The organism is Stenotrophomonas sp. 8(2023) (assembly GCF_030345295.1).
Lineage (GTDB): Bacteria > Pseudomonadota > Gammaproteobacteria > Xanthomonadales > Xanthomonadaceae > Stenotrophomonas > Stenotrophomonas muris.
Genome location: NZ_CP128404.1, coordinates 2,032,863 through 2,052,782, shown reverse-complemented (window position 1 = coordinate 2,052,782; position 19,920 = coordinate 2,032,863). Strand labels below are relative to the sequence as shown.

Here is a 19,920-nt window from a genome sequence, read left to right as displayed (position 1 = left end):
CTCAGCCCTTGCTGCCGGCCTGCACCGCACCGGCGCTGGCGACCGGCTTCTGCCAGTCGCGCGCATCGACCACCACGCCTTCCTGCAGGCGCTCCTGGCCCTCGACCACCACTTTCTCGCCGGCCTTCAGGCCCGCGCGCACCAGCCACTGGCGATCGACGCTGCCGTCCACCTCCAGCGTGCGGATCACCGCCCTGCCGTCGGCGCCGATCACCCAGGCATAGGCCTGGCCACCGGCGCTGCGCAGCACGGCCTGCTGTGGCACGGTCAACGCGCTGGCCGGGGCACCCCGCGGCACCCTCGCGCGCACATACATGCCGGGCAGCAGCTGCCGCCGCGGGTTGTCCACCAGGATGCGCAGGATCACATCACCCGTCCGTGCATCGACATTGATACCGGAGAACAGCAGCTGGCCACGCTCGGGCAGCGGCTTGCCGGCGGCACCGATGATCGTCACCGGCAGCTTGTCGCCGCCGGCCGCACTGCGCTGCAGCGACTCCAGCTGCGCCGCCGGCTGGCGCACATCCACGTAGACCTGGTCGATCTGCTGTACCACGGCCATCGGCTCGGCATCGGCCACGCCGACCAGCGCACCTTCGGTCACCAATGCCTGATCGATACGACCGGCAATCGGTGCGCTGACCGTGGCATAGCGCAGGTCGAGCTGGCGACGGGACAGGATCGCGCGCGCTTCATTCACTGCCGCGCGTGCCTGCTCGTACTCGGCGCTGGCGTCGTCCCGATGCTGCTGGCTGACCGCCTGCGCGGCAGCCAGGGCGTGCAGGCGCTGCGACTGCACGCGACTGCGGCCCAACGCCGCCTCACTGCGCTGCAGTGCGGCCAGCGCCGAATCGACGTCGGCCCGGAACGCTGCCGGGTCAATCTGGAACAAGGCCTGGCCTGCCCTGACTTCCGCCCCCTGGTCGAACAGGCGCCGCTGCACGATGCCGCCCACCTGTGCGCGGATCTGCGCGGTGCGCACCGCCGCGACGCGGCCTGGCAGTTCGTCGTCACGTTGCACCACCTGCGGGCCGACGCTGATCACGCTGACGCGCGGCGCCGCCTCGGGGGTGGCTTCGGGAGTGGAGCAGGCCGTCATGGCCAAGGCGAGGGCCGCGATCAACGCGACCGGAGTCCTGAAGGTTCTCATTGCTGTGCACAATGCCGCGCAGGCGGCGGATAGGTTCTGAAGCGCGCAGTCTGCGTGGCGATGATGGGGTTTCGATGGAGGAACTGTGGAGATACGATGGAGGCAAGCACCTTACGGCCCCGCCCCTGCATGCATGCCTCCCCTGCCCTCGCCGCCCTCGTCCTGATCGTCGAGGATGAGGCCGAGATCGCTGACATTCTCTGCGCCTACCTGGAACGCGAAGGACTGCGCACGCTGCGCGCCGCCGATGGCCACAGCGCACTGGACCTGCACCGCAGCGCCCGGCCCGACCTGGTCCTGCTCGATGTGCAGCTGCCGCGCCTGGACGGCTGGAGCGTGCTGACCCAGCTGCGCCAGCGCGGCGAGACGCCGGTGATCATGCTGACCGCACTGGACCAGGACCTGGACAAGCTGACCGCGCTGCGGATGGGCGCTGATGACTACGTGGTCAAGCCCTTCAACCCGGCCGAGGTGGCCGCGCGCGTGCGCGCCGTACTGCGGCGCACGCTGCGCGCCGCGCGCGTGGACGCACCCACCGCGTTGCGCGTCGGCCCTCTGCTGATCGACTCGGCCACCCACGCGGTGCACGTGGAGGGCGAAGGCTACAGCCACGAAGTGCTGCTCACCCTCACCGAGTTCAAGCTGCTGCACTGCATGGCGCTGGCGCCGACGCGCATCTTCAGCCGCAGCGAGCTGATGCACGAATGCCTGCCGGAAAGCGAAGCACTGGAGCGCACCGTCGACAGCCATGTCAGCAAGCTGCGCCGCAAGCTGGATGAAGTGGGCATGGTCAACGTCCCAGCCAGCGTGCGTGGCGTCGGCTACCGGCTGATGGCCGATCGCTGATGCCCTCCCTGCGCCGCTCCGGGCTGAGCCGCCACATCATCGTTTCGATGTCGCTGATGGTGATCGGCGTCATCGTGATGATGATCCTGTCATCGTGGCTGCTGTACGCGGTGCTGGTCGAGTTCTTCCCCGGCAGTGCCGAGGAGCCGGAAAGCTGGCTGCCGACCGGCCCGGAACTGGCATGGATGGTGGGCGTGATCCTGACCGGGCTGGCGCTGGCCATCGCCGCCTCGTTCCGCCTCGCCCACCGCATCCTGTCGCCGCTGAATTCGCTGGTGGACAGCGTGCGTGCGCTCGCGGGCGGCGACCTGGGTGCACGCGCCAGCGTCGAGGAAAATTCGCCGGGGGAAGTGGCGACCCTGGTCGAGGACTTCAATGCGATGGCGCGCCGCCTGCAGCACATGGAGAGCGAGCGCGCGATGTGGCACGCGGCCATCGCCCATGAGCTGCGCACGCCGGTGACGATCCTGCGTGGCCGCCTGCAGGGGCTGGCAGAGGGTGTGTTCCAGCCAGACGAGTCGCAGTTCCGCAGCCTGCTGGCCCAGGTCGAAGGGCTGTCACGGCTGATCGAGGACCTGCGCGTGCTGAGCCTGTCCGACAACGCGCGGCTGGACGTGCGTCGCGCGCGCACCGACGTGGTGGCCGAGGTGCATTCGGTGATGACCCTGGTCGATCCACAGTTCCGCGCCGCCGGCTTCGTGCTGGAGCTGGAAACCAGCCGCGAGGAACACAACGCGCACTGCGACCCGACCCGCCTGCGCCAGGCATTGCTGGCGCTGCTGGAGAACGCGCGGCGCTATGCCAGCCCGGGCAAGGTGCGGATTGCAGTGCATGACACGCCCGGCCACGTGCAGGTGGCGATCGAAGACGAGGGTCCGGGCATCGACCCGGAACTGCACGCGGATATCTTCACCCCGTTCATGCGTGGCGACGGTTCGCGTTCGCGACAGGGCGGCGGCAGCGGGCTCGGCCTGGCGGTGGTCAAGGCCATCGCCGACGCGCACGGTGGCCGCGTCTACTGCATCCCGGGCAGCGCCGGCGGCAGCCGCTTCGTCATCGAACTGCCGCGCCAGTAGCCGGGCGGGCTGCCTGCGTACGCAGGTGTGCACCGAGTGCGGCCAGATTGGCGTCGATCGCATCCATTTCCTCGCGCTGGCGGATCGGCAGCTGCTGGCGCAGCTGGCCGCGCAATGCCTGCCACGCCGGGACCGCCTGCGCACTGGCAGAGGCCACGGCCGCGGACAGCAGCGCCTGCTCGTCGCCCAGCGGCAATCCATAGCCGTCATCCTGCAGCAGCGTCCCCGGGCGCAGCCACTGCCCGCTCTGCTCCAGCAACCCGCGCAGGCTGCGCGTTTCAGCGCTGTCCGGTGCGGCCAGCAGCTGCCGCTTGAGCACATCGCGTGCGCGCAGCTCGGCGCGCCGCTGCGCGGCCTGTTCCAGCAGCAACAGGCCGGCACTGGCACGCAGGTCACCCTGCAGCAGCCACGGTGCGCGTTGCTGTGCAGACAGCTTCAACCAGCCGCGCACATCACGAGCGGGCAAGGCCAGCTGGGCCGCGGCCACTGCGAACAACTGCTGGTAGTGGTCGCGCGCCGAGGCGAAGTAGTAGCCCTGCGCCTGCGCTGCAGTGCGGTCCGCCAGTACCCTCTCGTCGAGCACATCCAGCCGCACCAGTCGCCGCTTCAGGCCGCGCGGACTCAGTTGGGCCAGGCCCGCCTCGCCAAGGCGCGGCACCCCGGCCTGCAGCAGCTTGGCGGTTTCCACCGCGCAGTTGTTGCTGACGAAGTAATAGCGCCCGTCATAGCTCCAGTGCACCTGCGCGGTGCGCTCGAGCAGGCTGGCGATTTCGCTGCGGCCCAGCTGCAGCGGCAGCGACTGCAGCCCGCGCAGCTCGACCTTGGTGTACTCGTCCACCACCTGCTGCAGGGGCAGCACGAACAGCCGCGACGGATAGCCGCCGGTCAGGCCACGCCAGTTGGATATCTGCACGTCGCCCACGAACGCGCGGAACGACAGCACGCGGTGGTACTCCAGGTCCAGGCGGCAGTCCGGCCCAGGTACGCGGCCCGGCTTGCAGACCACCAGCCGCAGCATGCTGTGGCCCCAGCGACTCATCGGCTGCGCACTGCCTTCGGCGAACAGGTAGTCCACCGCGTAGACGCGCGCCGGGTCGAGCTGCAGCAGCGATGCAGCGCCCTCCTCCGATTCGGCCTGCAGCAGGGGCAGCGTCGTGGCGCACTGCGGCCGTGGCAGCGACGGTGGCGTTCCGAAATGCGCCTGGTACCACTGCGCCAATGCGGGCCGCCGGCAGGCGAACTCGCCGTCGAGGACGAAATGCTCGGCATTCACGGCCAGGTACTCGGCCGGGTTCGCCAGTTCATAGACATCCGGGCTGCGATCACGGAAATCGTTGTCGCCCCGGCCGAGGTGCCAGGGCTTGCGCTGCCAGCCCGCAAGGTCACGCCATCGCACGCTCTGCGACCAGTTCGCACCGCCACGGTCGGCGACGTGGGTCAGTTCATGCACCAGCGCACTGCGGCGCGCACGGCGGTTGCCGGGCATGCCGCTATCCAGCAGGGTGCGGCGCAATGTGATGCGGCCGGCGAAAGCGCGCCCGTGCACCTCAGCGGGAAGGTCATCACTCCAGCGCACCTGCACCTGAGCCGGCAAAGCGCGCAGCAGGCCTTCCGGCAGCAGGGACTGCACGTCGGCCAGGGTCTGGCTGGCGAGCTGCTGCTGCGCCGGATCGAGACCGGAGGGATCGAGCTGCAGCCGATCAGCCGCATGGGCGGAAGGGATGAGCAGCCATGCCAATGCGGCCATCCACCCGCACCGCCCGCTGTGCTTCCGTAGAGCCGAGCCATGCTCGGCTGCTGTTGCGATCCGGGTGCGCCGGGCATCCAGCCGGGCATGGCTCGGCTCTGCAGAAAGCGATGGCGCCGAGGTCATGCAGCCCGCATCAACGCGCCAGCAGCGCGCGGGCCAGTTCCAGGTCGCTCTGTTGCTGTGCGGCAGCGCTCTGCTCACGCAGGTGGACCAGCGCGGCCTGCAGGCGGGCGCCACGGATCTGGCCGTCGCTGGCGACGAACGCAGCGGCATCGTCGCGCGCGGCTCGCACCACCTTGTCGTCGCCCGAGCTGCTGCCCGAGGAACCGGAGGAGGCACCGGTCGCCGAACCGGCCGAGGTGCCAGCGAAGCTGGAAGCGAAGCCGGCCAGCGGCAGGGACAGCAGGGCGAGCAGCAAAAGCGGACGGGTCATCGGTTCGAAGCCGGTTGTGAAGGTGCGTGGAGCGTAACGGGTACGTGAAGGATTTGCCCGGCTCAGGCGTCGAACAGCTTGCCGGGATTCAGCCGCGCTTGGGGATCGAACGCGCGTTTGACCGCCTTCATGAGCGCGATCTCGGCGGGGCCGCGGGTGCTGTCCAGGTAGCCCTTCTTGACCAGTCCGATGCCGTGCTCGGCCGAGATGCTGCCATCGAAGCGGGCCAGCACCTGCGCCAGCAGCTTGGTCACGTGCTCGCACTGCGCCACGAAGTCGGCGTCGCTGGTGTCGTCCGGCTTGAGCACGTTGATGTGCAGGTTGCCATCGCCGATATGGCCGAACCAGACCACGTCGAAGTGCGGGTAGGCCTGCCCGATCAGTGCCTGGGTCTCGGCCAGGAACGCCGGCATCGCCGAGATCCGCACCGAGACGTCATTCTTGTAGGGCTTGTAGCGCGCCAGCGATTCGGTGATGCCTTCGCGCAGGCGCCACAGCTGGGCGGCCTGGGCATCGCTGGCACTGATCACACCGTCGCTGACCCAGCCGTTGCCCATGCAGTCCTCGAAGGCCGCCATCGCCGCGGCTTCCTGTGCCTCGTCGTTGGCCGCGAACTCGGTGACGACGTAGTACGGATGCACCTCGTCGAACGGTGCCTGCGCGCCATGCGCCAGCACGTGCTCCAGCGCCCGGTCGGTGAAGAATTCGAAGGCCTGCAGCTGCAGGCGCGCGCGGAACGCGGCGAACACCCGCATCAGCACCTCGAAGCTGGGTACTGCCAGCAGCATCACGTTGCTGGCTGGCGGCGGATCGGTGAGTTTCACTGTCGCCTCGACGATCACGCCCAACGTGCCTTCCGAACCGATCAGCAGCTGGCGGAAGTCATAGCCGCTGGAGTTCTTGATCAGGCCCTTGTTGAGTTCCAGCAGTTCGCCGCTGGCGGTAACCACCTTCAGCCCGGCGATCCACTCGCGGGTATTGCCATAGCGGATCACGCGGATGCCGCCGGCATTGGTGGCGATGTTGCCGCCGATCGTGCACGACCCGCGCGCAGCGAAGTCCACCGGGTAGATCAGGCCGTGGTCCAGCGCGGCGTTGTGCACGGCCTCCAGCGGCATGCCGGCCTGCACCACCAGGGTGCGATCGACCGCGTCGTAGGCCAGTGCCTTGTTCATCCGTTCCAGGCTGAGCACCAGCTCGCCGTTGGCGGCCACCGCGCCACCGGAAAGGCCGGTACGTCCGCCGGACGGCACCACGGCCACGCCCTCGCCCGCACTCCAGCGCATCACCGCCTGCACTTCCTCGACCGTGGCCGGCAGTGCGATCGCCAGCGGCGCTGGCGTCCAGCGCCGGGTCCAGTCGCGCCCGTAATGCTCCAGGTCGGCCGGGTCGGTCTTCAGCTTCAGGCCGGGACAGGCCTGCTGCAGCGAGGCAATGCGGGAATCGGTCATGACGGTCCAACGCGGTGCGTGAAGACGGGCAAGCGTGCCAGCGGTACGCGCCAGCGTCCAGCCCCGCAGCGATACAGATAGCTACGGATGCAACCAATTGCGCACTGCACCATGGGCGCTTCGATCTGGCATAGTGGTCAGCCCCTGTCCCACTGGCCGTGTTGCCCCATGTCGCCGAAGAAGACCTCGTTCCCGAAGCAGGATATCCGCGTGCTGTTGCTGGAGGGGGTCAGCCAGACCGCCGTGGAGGTGTTCAGCGCCGCCGGCTACAGCCAGATCGAGGCGCACACCAAGGCGCTGCCCGAGGACGAACTGAAGGCGCGCATCGCCGAGGCGCACATCGTCGGCATCCGCTCGCGCACCCAGCTCAGCGCCGAGGTGCTGGCCGAGGCCAAGCGCCTGATCGCGGTGGGCTGCTTCTGCATCGGCACCAACCAGGTCGACCTGGACGCAGCCGAGCTGGCCGGCATCCCGGTGTTCAACGCGCCCTACTCCAACACCCGCAGCGTGGCCGAGCTGGTGATCGCCGAGGCGATCATGCTGACCCGCGGCATTCCGCAGAAGAACGCCGAATGCCATCGCGGCGGCTGGTCGAAGTCGGCCAGCGGCAGCCATGAAGTGCGCGGCAAGACGCTGGGCATCATCGGTTACGGCCACATCGGCACCCAGGTCGGCGTGCTGGCCGAATCGCTGGGCATGCAGGTGATCTTCCACGACGTGGAAACCAAGCTGGCACTGGGCAATGCCCGTGCAGCGGCCAGCCTGGACGACCTGCTGGCACGGGCTGACATCGTCACCCTGCATGTGCCGGAGACCCCGGCCACGCAATGGATGATCGGCAGCACCGAGCTGGCGAAGATGCGCAAGGGCGCGCACCTGATCAATGCCGCGCGCGGCACCGTGGTCGACATCGATGCACTGGACGCGGCCCTGGCCAGCGGCCACGTCGGTGGTGCCGCGCTGGACGTGTTCCCGGTCGAACCGAAGGGCAATGGCGATATCTTCGAATCGCCGCTGACCCGCCACGACAACGTGATCCTGACCCCGCACGTGGGCGGCAGCACGCTGGAAGCGCAGGACAACATCGGCGTGGAGGTGGCGGCCAAGCTGGTGCGCTACAGCGACAACGGCAGCACGCTGTCGGCGGTCAACTTCCCGGAAGTGACCCTGCCCGAACACGAGGACAGCCTGCGCCTGCTGCATATCCACCAGAACGTGCCGGGCGTGCTGTCCAGGGTCAACGAGATCTTCTCGCGCCACAACGTCAACATCGACGGCCAGTTCCTGCGCACCGACCCGAAGGTGGGTTACGTGGTGATTGACATCACCGCCAGCGAGGCGCAGGCCGCCGCCGTCCGCGACGAACTGGCCGCGATTCCAGGCACGCTGCGGACGCGCATCCTGTACTGAGCAAGGCGTCGCCGGGCATGCCCCGGCGGATTGCTTCCGGCGTCGCACCATCCACGCATGGCGTGGATCTACTGGCGTTTCGCGCTATCCCGCAGTAGATCCACGCCATGCGTGGATGGAACACCTCAGAACCTTACGGCGTGGAGGTTCTTGTAAAAGTCCCAATGGATCAGAACCCTGTCTTCCATCGACAGGAACAGCGTATCGACGAAATCCAGCTCCTCGGCATGAACCAGCCACTCCTGCAGGCGGCTGCCCAGCGAAGGTACCGCCCCATCCACCTGGACAACCGTCAAGGCAGCCTCGCTTGGCAAGCCAACAGCATCTGCAATGGCGCTCAACTCCTGCGCCAGCCGCTCCCGCCCCACCCCGGGGACCTCCAGGCGCGATGGCACGCGCTCCCAGTCGATGGATGTGATGACTGGCAATGCAGCCTTGATCATCGCAAGGGCAGCATCCTGCTTCGCCTCGCCACAGGCATGAGCCGCAACAAACGCGGTACAGCCGTCCGAGAGCATCAACGTGCCAGCCAGCGGCGCGCCATGCGCTGCATGGATTCATCCGACGCCGGGTCGGCCGCGACCTCGGTTACCGGCCGCCAGGCCAGCTCCAGCGATTCCTCGCTGAGCACGAATGCCTCGCCACCGAGCGCCCGGATCACGAAACGCACGTCGTAGTGCCAGTGCCCCGGCACATCCTTGCGCTCGGGAATCCAGTGCTTGTCCAGATCGAAGATGGCGGGGTCTTCCAGTACCAGGCCGCTCAGACCGGACTCCTCCTCGGCTTCCTTCAGCGCCACCCGGGCCAGGTCACGGTCGCCGTCGGCGTGGCCGCCCAGCTGCAGCCAGCGCTGCAGCTTGCGGTGGTGGGTGAGCAGCAGGCGCTGGCCATCGGCGCTGACCAGCCAGCAGCTGGCGGTGAAGTGGCCGCCCAGGCGCTCGCGGCGGAACGGATCTTCCGGATCATCCAGCAATGTGCCGAATTCGGCAGCCAGGGCGTCGTGGGCGGGTTCGCGGCGCGCGTAGTCCCGGAGCAGGCCGCGCAGGCGATCGTCAAGCGCGGCAAGGGTTTCGGCGGTCTGGCTCATGAATGGGGGCGGTTCGGAAAAATACTGCTCATTATCGCCGTTCATTGTTGCGATTGCGCTTGTGCGTTGGCTTCAGCTTTGGCTAAGGTACAGCGGGCCGTTCGCACGGCCTTCACCATCAAGGCAGCCGGCAACGTATCGGCCGCCCACCCCATCCGATCACTAGGAAGTACTGCATGCTGAAAGCTCTGTTGAGGGTCAAGCCGGTCGAGCCGGCCGGGCACGTCGATGCCGGCGAACCCATCGAAGGCAGCCTGGACGGCGAAGCCACGTTGAAACGGACCCTCACGGCTAAACACCTCATCCTGCTGGGCGTGGGTGCGGTGATCGGCGCAGGCATCTTCGTGCTGACCGGCCAGGCCGCAGCCAACCACGCGGGCCCGGCGGTGATGCTGTCGTTCGTGCTGGCCGGTTTCGCCTGTGCGCTGGCAGGCCTGTGCTATGCCGAGTTCGCGGCGATGATGCCGGTCTCCGGCAGTGCCTACTCCTATTCCTACGCCACCCTCGGCGAAGGCATGGCCTGGTTCATCGGCTGGTGCCTGGTGCTGGAGTACCTGTTCGCCTCGGCCTCGGTCGCGGTGGGCTGGTCGGCCTACCTGATCAGCTTCATCACCACCACGCTGCACATGCCCTTCCCGGACATGCTCAGCGCCGCGCCCATCGCCTGGACCGGCAGCGAGTTCGTCTCCTCCGGCAAGCTGTTCAACCTGCCGGCGGTGCTGATCGTGGCGGCGGTATCCGGCCTGCTGTACGTGGGCGTGACCCAGTCGGCGTTCGTCAACGCGATCATCGTGGCGATCAAGGTCACCGTCATCTGCCTGTTCATCGGCATCGGCGCGGCCCACATCGACCCGGCCAACTGGCACCCGTTCATTCCGGAAAACACCGGCGTGCCGGGTGAGTTCGGCTGGAGCGGTATCTTCCGCGCCGCCACCATCGTGTTCTTCGCGTACATCGGCTTCGATGCGGTCTCCACCGCTGCTGGCGAGACCAAGGACCCGCAACGCAACATGCCGATCGGCCTGCTCGGCTCGCTGGCCGTGTGCACGATCGTCTACATCATCGTCTGTGCGGTGCTGACCGGCATGATGCCGTACCACCTGCTGGGCACCGACAAGCCGGTGGCGACCGCGCTGGAGCCCTACCCGACCCTGTCCTGGCTGAAGACGTTCGTGGAAGTCGGCGCCATCGCCGGCCTGTCCTCGGTGGTGCTGGTGATGATGATGGGCCAGACCCGCATCGCCTACACCATCTCCCGCGACGGCCTGCTGCCGAAGTTCTTCGGCAAGGTCCACGCCCGCTTCCGCACCCCGTACGTCGCCACCATCGTGGTCGGCGTGATCGCCGCCGCGCTGGCCGGCCTGGTGCCGCTGAACGTGCTGGGCGAGCTGGTCTCGATGGGCACCCTGCTGGCCTTCGCCACGGTCTGCATCGGCGTGCTGGTGCTGCGCTATTCCAAGCCGGACCTGCACCGCCCGTTCCGCGTGCCGATGGTCTGGATCATCTGCCCGCTCGGCGCGGCCACCTGCCTGTTCCTGTTCTGGCAGGCGTTCGTGGTGCATTGGCACCTGTTCGTTGGCTGGACGCTGCTCGGCCTGCTGATTTACCTGGGCTACGGCATCCGCAACAGCAAGCTCGCCAAGTCGCCCTGATCCGCCTTCGGGCCGGCCTCGCGCCGGCCCGTCCGTTTTCCCGCGCGCCGCCCATGGCGCGCTTCGACAAGACCACCACACATGTTCAAGCAACTGTGGGCCACCAAGCATCCGCATGCCGCCCATGAAGACGCCAACGGCCTGAGCCTGCGTCGCCACCTTGGCCCCTGGGGGCTGACCGCCCTGGGCATCGGCGCGGTGATCGGCGGCGGCATCTTCGTCATCACCGGCCAGGCCGCCGCCAACCACGCCGGCCCGGCGATCATGCTGTCCTTCGTGCTGGCCGCCATCTGCTGCGCCTTCTGCGCGCTGGCCTATGCCGAATTCGCCTCGATGGTGCCGGTCTCCGGCAGCGCCTACACCTACACCTACGCCACCTTCGGCGAGCTCTCGGCCTGGTTCATCGGCTGGATGCTGGTGCTCGAGTACGGCGTCTCCGCCTCGGCGGTGGCGGTCAGCTGGACCGGTTATTTCCTCAGCCTGCTCAGCCAGTTCGACATCCATCTACCGGCGGCACTGGTCAGCGCGCCACTGGACGCGCAGCTGCGCCCCACCGGCGCGATCGCCAACCTGCCCGCCGCCGCACTGGTGCTGCTGCTGACCTGGCTGTGCTACGTCGGCATCAGCAAGTCCTCGGCGATGAACATGGCGATGGTCGTGCTCAAGACCGGCCTGATCGTGCTGGTCATCGTGGTCGGCTGGAAATACGTGGACACCAGCAACTGGACCCCGTTCATTCCGGCCAATGAAGGCCCGGGCAAGTACGGCATGGAAGGCGTGCTGCGTGGCGCGGCGATGGTGTTCTTCGCCTACATCGGTTTCGAGGCGGTATCGGTGGCGGCGCAGGAATCGAAGAACCCGCAGCGTGACATGCCGATCGGCATGATGCTGTCGCTGGTGATCTGCACCGTGTTGTATATCGCAATGGCCGCAGTGATGACTGGCCTGGTGCCGTTCCAGCTGCTGGGCACCGACGAGCCGGTGGTGACTGCCGTGGCCGCGCACCCACAGCTGGGCTGGCTGCGCTGGGTGGTCGAGGTCGGTGCGCTGGTCGGCCTGTCTTCGGTGGTGCTGGTGATGATCATCGGCCAGCCGCGCATCTTCATGATCATGGGCCGCGACGGCCTGCTGCCACCGGTGTTCACCAGGATCCACCCGAAGTACCGCACCCCGCACATCAACACCGTGATCACCGGCATCGGCATCGCGCTGCTGGCGGCGCTGTTCCCGCTGGACATCCTGGGCGAGCTGACCTCGATGGGCACGCTGATCGCGTTCGCCGCAGTCTGTGCCGGCGTGCTGATCCTGCGCCGCACCCAGCCGGACCTGCCGCGCCCGTTCCGCATGCCGATGGCGTGGCTGATCTGCGGCCTGGGCGTGCTGAGCTGCCTGGCGCTGCTGTCGGCGATGACGATGCACAACTGGATGCTGATGGGGGTGTGGACGGTCGTCGGTTTCGTGATCTATTTCTGCTACGGGTTCCGGCACAGCCGCCTGCGGGGTCAGTAAGGGGTTTTTGTATTGCAGGGCCTGCGGCCCTGCACCCGCCTTTGAAGCCGGAGCGCCGGCAAGAGCTGGGCTGAGGGTTTGGCGGGGAGGGGGGAGATTGCGGGGGACGCTGCAAGTACATCCCTGTAAGCTCGGTCGCCGCATCCATGCGGCTCACGCCCCCGCAACCTCCCCCCTCCCCGCCTCCGACAGTCTCCTGGCACGTCCGGTAGATCCACGCCATGCGTGGATGAATTGCGTCTGAGAGATGAATTCTCTCCGGTCGATGAATCCCCTGTAGAGCCGAGCCATGCTCGGCTCCGAGCAAGCCCAGCGCCGCGACCCGCTTTCCGCTTTTTCTTCTTCACTCCGTGGCTGGCCGCACGCCGGAACCTGTCCGAGGCGGGGCGGGTGGGCCGTGCAGGGGCGTTGGCGCCATGTATGGCGCCATCGAGCTTACAGGGACGTACTTGCAGCGTCCCCTGCACGGCCCACGCGCCCCGCCCCGCCCATGAACCGCTCTACACGACCCGCCACGAGGGGCTCAGCCGTTGGCCGAATCCAGTAAAATCGCCGGCATGAACGCCCCCACCTTCCCGTACGACACCGCGCGCCTGAGCGAACTGGCCCAGCTGCTGATCGACAACGTCCGCGAACTGGCGCACGCCGGCTGGACCCCGGCCACCAGCAGCAATTTCTCCCACCGCCTGGATGACCGCCACGCCGCGATCACCGTGTCCGGCAAGGACAAGGGCCGGCTGATCGAGGACGACATCATGGTGGTGGACTTCGACGGCCTGGCCGTCGGTCGCCCGCTGCGCCCGTCCGCCGAGACCCTGCTGCACACCCAGCTGTACCGCCGCTTCCCGGAAATCGGCTGTGTGCTGCATACGCATTCGCCGGTGCAGACCATCGCTTCGCGCCTGTACGCGCCGCAGGGTCATATCCGCCTGGAAGGCTACGAGCTGCTGAAGGCCTTCGCCGGCAACAGCACCCATGAAATGGCCATCGACGTGCCGGTGTTCGCCAACACCCAGGACATGAACGTGCTCTCGGCGCAGGTCGACGACCTGCTCGACCGGCAGAACCTGTGGGGTTACCTGATCGACGGCCACGGCCTGTATGCCTGGGGCCGTGACATGGCCGAGGCGCGCCGCCACCTGGAAGCCTTCGAATTCCTGTTCCACTGCGAGCTCGAGCTGCGCAAGCTGCGCGGCTGAGCCTGCGCGCAGGTGCAGATGCCGATCCGGAATCTGCGCCTCGCCCCCACCCTGCTACCCTGTCTTCCCCCCGAGACGTTCAAGCTGCCGCCATGAGCCGACTGCGCATCTACGACGACACCCGCCCCGAATCGCCGCTGCTGGACACCCAGGACGGCGCGGTCATCGCTGCCGAGCTGCAGAAGATCGGCGTCACCTTCGAGCGCTGGCAGGCCACCGCGCCAGTCGCGCCGGGCGCCAGCCAGGAGGAAGTGTTCGCCGCCTACCGTGCGGACATCGACCGCCTGGTCGCCGAGCGCGGCTTCAAGAGCGTGGACGTGGCCTCGATCGCCCCGGACAACCCGAACCGCGCCGAGCTGCGCAAGAAGTTCCTCGACGAGCACTTCCACAAGGAAGACGAGGTGCGCTTCTTCGTCGCAGGCTCGGGCCTGTTCACCCTGCACGTGGGTGACAAGGTCTATGAGATCGAGTGCGTGAAGGACGACCTGATCGCCGTGCCCGATGGCACCACCCACTGGTTCGACATGGGCGATGAACCGAGCTTCGTGGCGATCCGCTTCTTCACCGAGCCGGACGGCTGGGTGGGTCATTTCACCGGCACCGACATCGCGCAGAAGTTCCCCCGTTACGTACCTACCCAGGCGTCCTGATCCATGCAGCCCCGCGTCATCCTGACCGACATCGAAGGCACCACCAGCAGCATCTCGTTCGTCAAGAACGTGCTGTTCCCCTATGCCCGCAAGGCCTTGCCCGCGTTCGTCGCCGAACATGGCCAGCAGCCGGAGGTCCGCCGCTGGCTGGACGCGGTGGCTACCGAGATCGGCGGCGCCTGCCAGGACAGCCTGGTGGCCGAGACGCTGCAGGGCTGGATTGACCAGGACCGCAAGCACACCGCACTGAAGGCGCTGCAGGGCCTGATCTGGGATGAGGGCTACCGTCGCGGCGACTACACCGCGCACTTCTACCCGGAAGTGGCACCGGTGCTGAAGGGCTGGCATGCCTCCGGCCTGCCGCTGTACGTGTACTCCTCCGGCTCGGTGCCGGCACAGAAGCTGTTCTTCGGCTTCAGCGATGCCGGTGACCTCAGCCCGCTGGTGTCGGGCTGGTTCGATACCGAGATGGGTGGCAAGCGTGAGGCCGACAGCTACCGCCGCATCGTGCAGGCCATTGGCGTGCCGGCCGGCGAGATCCTGTTCCTGTCCGATGTGGTCGAAGAACTGGATGCTGCCCGCGAAGCCGGCCTGCAGACCCGGCTGATCGACCGCCTGGATGACTACCCGATGCCGCGTACCGGCCAGGCCGCCAACGGCCACGAGCGGGTCGAGAACTTCCAGCAGATCCAGCTGTAAGCAGGAAAAAGGGGACGGAGGGGATTAAGTCGTTTGTGGCCCATGTGTGCCACAAACGACTTAATCCCCTCCGTCCCCTTTTTTGCTCAACGGTCGTTGAGGGTCTTCACCCTCAGCGCCTCGCGCAGGGTAACCAGATCCACCGGGCCACGCACCGCGATATCGCGGATTTCACCCGGCAGCAGATCCAGCAGGTTTTCTTCGACCTGCACGTCCAGCGCACCGAAGTCGATCCACGTCGCGCGCACATACGCCGCGCTTTCCAGCCGCAGTCGATAGTGGTCGCCTTCGATGGACAAGGTGGCCTTGAGCTTCTGCCGCGGCAATACCTGGTCCTTGGCTTCGACGAATCCGACCACCTGCCGTGCGCTCACCGCCCCGTTCTGCAGCAGCTCAAACACCGCCACCGTGCGCTTCGGATCGGCACCGGCCAGCAACTCGGCATCGCGAAAATCACCGATCGAGGTGACGCCCGACGCCGCCAGCGTCACCGCATCCTCGCGACGGCGCAGCACCTTCCCTTCCACGTCCATCACCCGCAGCCGCCAACGTGCATCCAGCGCCACACCGTCATTGATCAGGCGTACCCGCGTGCTGCCCTCATCGCGCAGCGCGGCTACCGTGACCGGCGCGAAGAAGCGCCGCGCGGCGAAGTGCAGCGCCTTCCAGCGGCCGAAGTAATCCACGCTGGACCACGAGGCGCCTGGCCAGACATCGTTGAGCTGCCAGTACAGCGAACCCATCGTGTATGGCCGGGAGGCGCGATGATGCAGCGCCGCCAGTGCGATGCCATCGGCCTGCATGACCTGGCTGAGGTAGACGAAGTCCTCGAAGTCCTTCGGCGTGCCATAGCCCTGTTCGATGTAGTGCAACAGGCGGCTGTTGCCCTCGCCGGCCATGAACTTCTGGTGTGCACGGATCACCGGGCTGTCGATGCGCTGCTCGGCGCGGGTGGCGATCTGGTCCACCGTCGCCACCGACGGCCACGCCTGCAGCCCGTACTCGGACATGAAGCGCGGCGTCTCACGCAGGTAGGCCTGCACCGGCAGCGCCGGATTGCCCCAGACCTGCCAGTAGTGCTTGTCGCCGCGGGTGGAATCGTTGGCCTTCTCGTCCAGATCGTTGCTGGGCGAACTGGACCAGTACGGTACGCCCAGTCCTTCCTCGCCCACCGCCTGGCGCAGGTCGTTGCCGAACAGGTCGACATAGCCCTGCCAGACCTTCGCCGCAAATGCCGGGTCGGCCGCCTTCAGGTCGCGGCCGTGACCCCAGTCCTTCCAGGCGGTTTCTTCCTCGTTGTTGCCACACCACAGCACGATGCTGGGGTGATGGCGCAGCCGGCGCACGTTGTCGCGCGCCTCGGCCACCACGCTGGCACGGAAGGCCGGATCGTAGCCCGGCTGCATGCCGCCGCCGAACATGAAGTCCTGCCAGACCAGCAGGCCCAGTTCGTCGGCGATGTCGAAGAACGCGTCGTCCTCGTAGTAGCCACCGCCCCAATTGCGCAGCATGTTCATGTTGGCGTCGCGCGCGGCGGTCAGCACCTGGCGCAGACGTGCTGCGTCGACGCGTGCGGGGAAGGCATCGAACGGAATGACGTTGGCGCCCTTGGCGAAGATCGGCACGCCGTTGATGACGAAGGCGAAGCCCTGCCCGCCCTTGCCGTCCTCTTCGCGGCGCAGTTCGACCGTGCGCAGGCCGATGCGCTGCTCGCGCACCAGCGTTGCGTCGGCACCGCCATCCAGGCGCGCCTGCACGGTATAGCGATCCTGCGCACCATGGCCGACCGGCCACCACCGCTTCGGTTCCGCCAGTTCAATCGGTAGTTCAACACTGTTCTGCCCGGGCTTCAGCAGTACGGTGCGCTGCTGCTGGGCCACGCTGCGACCCTGCGGATCGCGGACTTCCACATTGACGACCGCAGAACCGGTGGCGCTGCCCTGCTCCACCTGCAGCAGCACCGCCAGCTTCGCCTGCTCCGCGCTCAATGCATCGGTGCGCACGGCAAGACTGGTCAGGCGGTGCGTATCCCAGGCCTGCAGGTCGACCCCGCGCCAGACCCCGGCGGTGACATAACGCGGGCCCCAGTCCCAGCCGAAGTGGTAGGCCGGCTTGCGCGCGAAGTTGCCGACCATCGCGTCCTTCGGCTCGTCCCCATAGGGCGAAGGATAGTTGCCAGCGATCCTGTGTGGCATCGCCTGTACGCCCGGAAGCAGCGTGCGGATCGGTGAGCGGAACACGATCTGCAGTTCATTGCCCCTGGCGCGCAGATGCCCTTCCACGCGCGCGCGCCAGGTCCGGTGCGCGTTGTCCGCGCGCAGCAGCGGCTTGCCGTTGAGGCTGACTTCGGCATAAGTGTCCAGCCCGTCGAAGCGCAGTTCGGCATTGGGCTTGGCCAGCATCGCCGCGTCCACGTCGAAGCGCGCGCGGTACTCCCAGGCCGCCAGGCCGATCCATTGCAGCTCCGCTTCGGGCGCACCCACGTACGGGTCGCGGATCAGCGCATGCGCCAGCAGGTCGGTGTGCACGCTGCCCGGCACCGTTGCCGCACGCCATTGCTGCAGGCCTGGGTGGGCGGCGCCCTGCGCGTCGCCGGGCAGCATGCGGAACTCCCACTGTGCCTGCAGAGGCGCTGCAATTGCCGGGAAGGCCGACGTTGCGACCAGCAGCAGGAGCAGACGGACAACGAGGGAAAGACGATGCACGCGGAGCTCCTGTTTTTCCGCCGGGCGTGGCCCGGCGCTACTGATTCCGATTCATCATGCGTATGGCGACACGCGCCTCAACGCACCACGTTCAACACTTCGTAGCACGCGCCCATGGTGTGGTAATCCACCTTGCCGGCCGGGCTCTTCTCGTCGCTGTACTTGCGGTTGTCGGCATCGAGGATGCGGAACCAGGCGCCGAACTGATGGTCGACGAAGTGCTCCCACGCGTACGCCCAGATGCGCTCGTACCACTGCCAGTAGCGGTCATCACCGGTGCGCTTGGCCATCAGCGCGGCAGTAGCCAGCGTTTCGGCCTGCACCCAGAAGTACTTGTCGTCGTCGCAGACGAAGCTGTCGCCACCGATCGGCGCGCCATCCATGCCCGGCTGCCGGCGCGATTCCGGTGCGAAGCCGTAGTACAGGCCACCTCGCGCTTCGTCCCAGCTGCGCGCCACGGCCACGTCGAACAGGTGCTGCGCGGTCGGCACCAGCCAGTCGGCCTGCACGTGGCGATCGAGGATCAGCAGCAGCTTGGCCCACTCGGTCTGGTGCCCCGGTTGGAAGCCCCACGGGCGGAACAGGTGCTTGGGGTCGTCCAGGTTGTAGTCCCAGTCGATCTCCCAGTTCTCATCGTAGTGCTCCCAGACCAGCCCGCCGGCCTTGGCCGCCTGGCGGCGGGTCATGTTGTCGGCCAGCTGCAGCGCGCGCTCCACATAGCGCTGCTCGCCACTGGCCTCGAACGCGGCCAGCATCGCCTCGCACATGTGCATGTTGGCGTTCTGTCCACGGTAGCCGGTGAAGTTCCACTGGCCGTCCGCTTCATCCTTGTAGAGCCCGTGCTGCGGCTCCCAGAAGCGCGCTTCCAGCAGCTGCCAGGTCTCGTCCATCCACGCGCGCGCCTGCTCGATACCTGCCTTCAGCGCGCAGCTGTAGGCCAGCAGCACGAAGGCCACGCCGTAGCAGTGGTTCATGTCGTCCTCGACCTTGCCATCACGCAGGGTCCAGGCGTAGCCGCCGGTGGCGGGGTTGCGGTGCACCTCGCGCAGGTAGCGCACGCCGTGCTCGACCGCGTCGCGGTACTCGGCATTGCCGAACTCGCGGTAGGCCATCGCGTAGTTGAAGACGAAACGGGTGCTGCTCACCAGGTGGCGATGGCTGGCATCGTAGATGCTGCCGTCATCACGGAAGTAGTGGAAAAAGCCACCATTGGGATCGATGCAGCGCGGGTGGTAGAACGCCATGGTGTCGGCGATGTGCGCGCGCAGGAACGCGGGCGAACGGAAATCGGGCGAGGTGCTCATGCGGTAATGTCCTGTGCCTGCAGCAGCTGCTGCACTTCATCGAGCGAGGGCATCGCGGCGAACGCGCCCTTGCGGGTAACAGCCAGCGCGCCGACCGCAGCGCCGAAGCGCAGCGTGGCGGTGATCGCCTCGGGGTCCTGGCAGAAGGCGGTAAAACCGGCACCGGCCCCGCCGCGCTCCAGCAGGCCGACCAGCACGCCGCCGACGAAGGCATCACCGGCCGCCGTGGTGTCGACCGTGGCCACGCGGAAGCTGGTGACCGTGCCGTGGTTGTCGCGGGTGTACCAGTGCAGCGTGGCTGCACCATCGGTGACGATCACCCAGCGCGCCTGCGCGGCCAGCAGGCGCCGCAGCACCGCCGCCTCGCCATCGGCGCCCAGCGGCGCGGCCAGGTAGTCCAGCTCCTCGCGCGACAGCTTGACCAGGTCGGCGCGTTCCAGCGCCTGCCACAGGCGCGGCGTCGGGTCCTCGTTCGCCGGCCACAGGGCAGGACGCAGGTTGAGGTCCAGGCTGACCACCGCACCGGCAGCGCGGGCACGGTCCATGCCGGCAAAGGTCGCCTCGGCGATGGCCGGCTCGGTCAGGCTGTTGGAACAGACGTGGAAGCATTGCGCGCTGTCGAGGCACGCCGCCTGGAAGTCGCTGTCACGGAACAGCAGGTCAGCCGCCGGCGGGCGGTAGAAACTGAAGCTGCGCTCGCCATTGGCATCCAGGGCCACGAAGGCCAGTGCGGTCTTGGCCGCGTCGGTGCGCACGATGTAATCGGTACCCACGCCGTGCTCGACCAGGCTGTCGGCCAGGAAGTCGCCGAACATGTCACGGCCCAGCATGCCGACGAACTGGGTCTTCGCACCCAGCCGCGCAGCCGCCACCGCGACGTTGGCCGGCGCCCCACCGGCGTACTGCAGGAACGCACGCGGGGTGTCGGCCGAGGCCGGCGGCTGTGCTAGTAGATCGATCAAAATTTCGCCGAAGCAAACGATGGCACCCATTCCGGAC

The 19,920-nt window shown here is 67.5% G+C and carries 17 protein-coding genes; 8 read left to right on the top strand and 9 right to left on the bottom strand.

Going from position 1 to position 19,920, the window contains the following annotated elements:
• Position 1: 1 nt before the first annotated feature.
• On the bottom strand, positions 2–1,150 hold the full coding sequence (locus QP609_RS09720; RefSeq protein ID WP_134808822.1) for an efflux RND transporter periplasmic adaptor subunit: 1,149 nt from the start codon (positions 1,148–1,150) through the stop codon (positions 2–4).
• A 129-nt stretch (positions 1,151–1,279) separates the two neighbouring features.
• Here QP609_RS09720 and QP609_RS09715 point away from each other — a divergent pair, with 129 nt between their 5' ends.
• The gene (locus tag QP609_RS09715; RefSeq protein WP_014646978.1) at positions 1,280–1,996 is read left to right on the top strand and encodes a response regulator; all 717 of its coding nucleotides are present in this window, start codon (positions 1,280–1,282) and stop codon (positions 1,994–1,996) included.
• Positions 1,996–3,072, top strand: coding sequence for an ATP-binding protein (locus tag QP609_RS09710; protein ID WP_014646977.1), 1,077 nt, complete (start codon positions 1,996–1,998; stop codon positions 3,070–3,072). The genes QP609_RS09715 and QP609_RS09710 overlap by 1 nt, the downstream gene beginning before the upstream one ends.
• Here the strand turns inward: QP609_RS09710 and QP609_RS09705 are convergent.
• The 3 genes from QP609_RS09705 to QP609_RS09695 form a co-directional block, all read right to left on the bottom strand.
• Complete coding sequence (locus QP609_RS09705; RefSeq protein WP_197621134.1) at positions 3,050–4,819, bottom strand: DUF4105 domain-containing protein; 1,770 nt, start codon at positions 4,817–4,819, stop codon at positions 3,050–3,052. The genes QP609_RS09710 and QP609_RS09705 overlap by 23 nt on opposite strands.
• A gap of 136 nt (positions 4,820–4,955) precedes the next feature.
• On the bottom strand, positions 4,956–5,255 hold the full coding sequence (locus QP609_RS09700) for a DUF2388 domain-containing protein (RefSeq protein ID WP_014646975.1): 300 nt from the start codon (positions 5,253–5,255) through the stop codon (positions 4,956–4,958).
• Positions 5,256–5,317: 62 nt separating this feature from the next.
• A complete protein-coding gene (locus tag QP609_RS09695; RefSeq protein ID WP_197621135.1) occupies positions 5,318–6,706 on the bottom strand; it encodes an FAD-binding oxidoreductase in 1,389 nt (462 codons plus the stop codon).
• Between the two features lie 168 nt (positions 6,707–6,874).
• On the opposite strand from QP609_RS09695, the gene serA reads away from it, so the two are divergent.
• The gene (gene serA, locus QP609_RS09690) at positions 6,875–8,116 is read left to right on the top strand and encodes a phosphoglycerate dehydrogenase (protein WP_005416356.1); all 1,242 of its coding nucleotides are present in this window, start codon (positions 6,875–6,877) and stop codon (positions 8,114–8,116) included.
• A gap of 125 nt (positions 8,117–8,241) precedes the next feature.
• Here the strand turns inward: serA and QP609_RS09685 are convergent, their stop codons facing one another.
• Both QP609_RS09685 and QP609_RS09680 read right to left on the bottom strand, forming a co-directional pair.
• Positions 8,242–8,634 (bottom strand): hypothetical protein, encoded by a 393-nt coding sequence (locus QP609_RS09685; RefSeq protein ID WP_197621136.1) that lies wholly within the window; start codon positions 8,632–8,634, stop codon positions 8,242–8,244.
• On the bottom strand, positions 8,634–9,248 hold the full coding sequence (locus QP609_RS09680; protein ID WP_197621137.1) for an NUDIX hydrolase: 615 nt from the start codon (positions 9,246–9,248) through the stop codon (positions 8,634–8,636). The genes QP609_RS09685 and QP609_RS09680 overlap by 1 nt, the downstream gene beginning before the upstream one ends.
• Before the next feature lie 131 nt (positions 9,249–9,379).
• On the opposite strand from QP609_RS09680, the gene QP609_RS09675 reads away from it, so the two are divergent.
• From QP609_RS09675 to mtnC, 5 genes are all read left to right on the top strand, one after another.
• Positions 9,380–10,855, top strand: a complete 1,476-nt coding sequence (locus tag QP609_RS09675) for an amino acid permease (RefSeq protein ID WP_014646972.1) — start codon at positions 9,380–9,382, stop codon at positions 10,853–10,855.
• Between the two features lie 81 nt (positions 10,856–10,936).
• A complete protein-coding gene (locus QP609_RS09670) occupies positions 10,937–12,364 on the top strand; it encodes an amino acid permease (protein WP_046429981.1) in 1,428 nt (475 codons plus the stop codon).
• Between the two features lie 557 nt (positions 12,365–12,921).
• On the top strand, positions 12,922–13,563 hold the full coding sequence (locus QP609_RS09665; protein WP_041863375.1) for a methylthioribulose 1-phosphate dehydratase: 642 nt from the start codon (positions 12,922–12,924) through the stop codon (positions 13,561–13,563).
• Between the two features lie 92 nt (positions 13,564–13,655).
• Entirely contained in the window at positions 13,656–14,213 is a 558-nt protein-coding gene (locus QP609_RS09660; protein WP_005409451.1) for an acireductone dioxygenase, read from the top strand.
• Positions 14,214–14,216: 3 nt separating this feature from the next.
• Positions 14,217–14,912, top strand: coding sequence for an acireductone synthase (gene mtnC, locus QP609_RS09655; RefSeq protein WP_049408764.1), 696 nt, complete (start codon positions 14,217–14,219; stop codon positions 14,910–14,912).
• Positions 14,913–14,998: 86 nt separating this feature from the next.
• Here the strand turns inward: mtnC and QP609_RS09650 are convergent, their stop codons facing one another.
• The 3 genes from QP609_RS09650 to QP609_RS09640 form a co-directional block, all read right to left on the bottom strand.
• On the bottom strand, positions 14,999–17,617 hold the full coding sequence (locus QP609_RS09650) for a glycoside hydrolase family 2 protein (RefSeq protein ID WP_197621138.1): 2,619 nt from the start codon (positions 17,615–17,617) through the stop codon (positions 14,999–15,001).
• Between the two features lie 77 nt (positions 17,618–17,694).
• Entirely contained in the window at positions 17,695–18,921 is a 1,227-nt protein-coding gene (locus tag QP609_RS09645) for an AGE family epimerase/isomerase (protein ID WP_049441049.1), read from the bottom strand.
• The gene (locus QP609_RS09640; protein WP_049441047.1) at positions 18,918–19,913 is read right to left on the bottom strand and encodes a carbohydrate kinase; all 996 of its coding nucleotides are present in this window, start codon (positions 19,911–19,913) and stop codon (positions 18,918–18,920) included. The genes QP609_RS09645 and QP609_RS09640 overlap by 4 nt, the downstream gene beginning before the upstream one ends.
• Positions 19,914–19,920: the final 7 nt, after the last annotated feature.

Bases quoted from the DNA above. Each gene is read 5' to 3' on its own strand.
- QP609_RS09700 (WP_014646975.1), bottom strand. From the start codon at position 5,255: ATGACCCGTCCGCTTTTGCTGCTCGCCCTGCTGTCCCTGCCGCTGGCC.
- QP609_RS09720 (WP_134808822.1), bottom strand. From the start codon at position 1,150: ATGAGAACCTTCAGGACTCCGGTCGCGTTGATCGCGGCCCTCGCCTTG.
- QP609_RS09665 (WP_041863375.1), top strand. From the start codon at position 12,922: ATGAACGCCCCCACCTTCCCGTACGACACCGCGCGCCTGAGCGAACTG.
- QP609_RS09680 (WP_197621137.1), bottom strand. From the start codon at position 9,248: ATGAACGGCGATAATGAGCAGTATTTTTCCGAACCGCCCCCATTCATG.
- QP609_RS09695 (WP_197621135.1), bottom strand. From the start codon at position 6,706: ATGACCGATTCCCGCATTGCCTCGCTGCAGCAGGCCTGTCCCGGCCTG.
- QP609_RS09710 (WP_014646977.1), top strand. From the start codon at position 1,996: ATGCCCTCCCTGCGCCGCTCCGGGCTGAGCCGCCACATCATCGTTTCG.
- QP609_RS09685 (WP_197621136.1), bottom strand. From the start codon at position 8,634: ATGCTCTCGGACGGCTGTACCGCGTTTGTTGCGGCTCATGCCTGTGGC.
- mtnC (WP_049408764.1), top strand. From the start codon at position 14,217: ATGCAGCCCCGCGTCATCCTGACCGACATCGAAGGCACCACCAGCAGC.
- QP609_RS09670 (WP_046429981.1), top strand. From the start codon at position 10,937: ATGTTCAAGCAACTGTGGGCCACCAAGCATCCGCATGCCGCCCATGAA.
- QP609_RS09715 (WP_014646978.1), top strand. From the start codon at position 1,280: ATGCATGCCTCCCCTGCCCTCGCCGCCCTCGTCCTGATCGTCGAGGAT.
- QP609_RS09645 (WP_049441049.1), bottom strand. From the start codon at position 18,921: ATGAGCACCTCGCCCGATTTCCGTTCGCCCGCGTTCCTGCGCGCGCAC.
- QP609_RS09660 (WP_005409451.1), top strand. From the start codon at position 13,656: ATGAGCCGACTGCGCATCTACGACGACACCCGCCCCGAATCGCCGCTG.
- QP609_RS09675 (WP_014646972.1), top strand. From the start codon at position 9,380: ATGCTGAAAGCTCTGTTGAGGGTCAAGCCGGTCGAGCCGGCCGGGCAC.
- QP609_RS09640 (WP_049441047.1), bottom strand. From the start codon at position 19,913: ATGGGTGCCATCGTTTGCTTCGGCGAAATTTTGATCGATCTACTAGCA.
- serA (WP_005416356.1), top strand. From the start codon at position 6,875: ATGTCGCCGAAGAAGACCTCGTTCCCGAAGCAGGATATCCGCGTGCTG.
- QP609_RS09705 (WP_197621134.1), bottom strand. From the start codon at position 4,819: ATGGCCGCATTGGCATGGCTGCTCATCCCTTCCGCCCATGCGGCTGAT.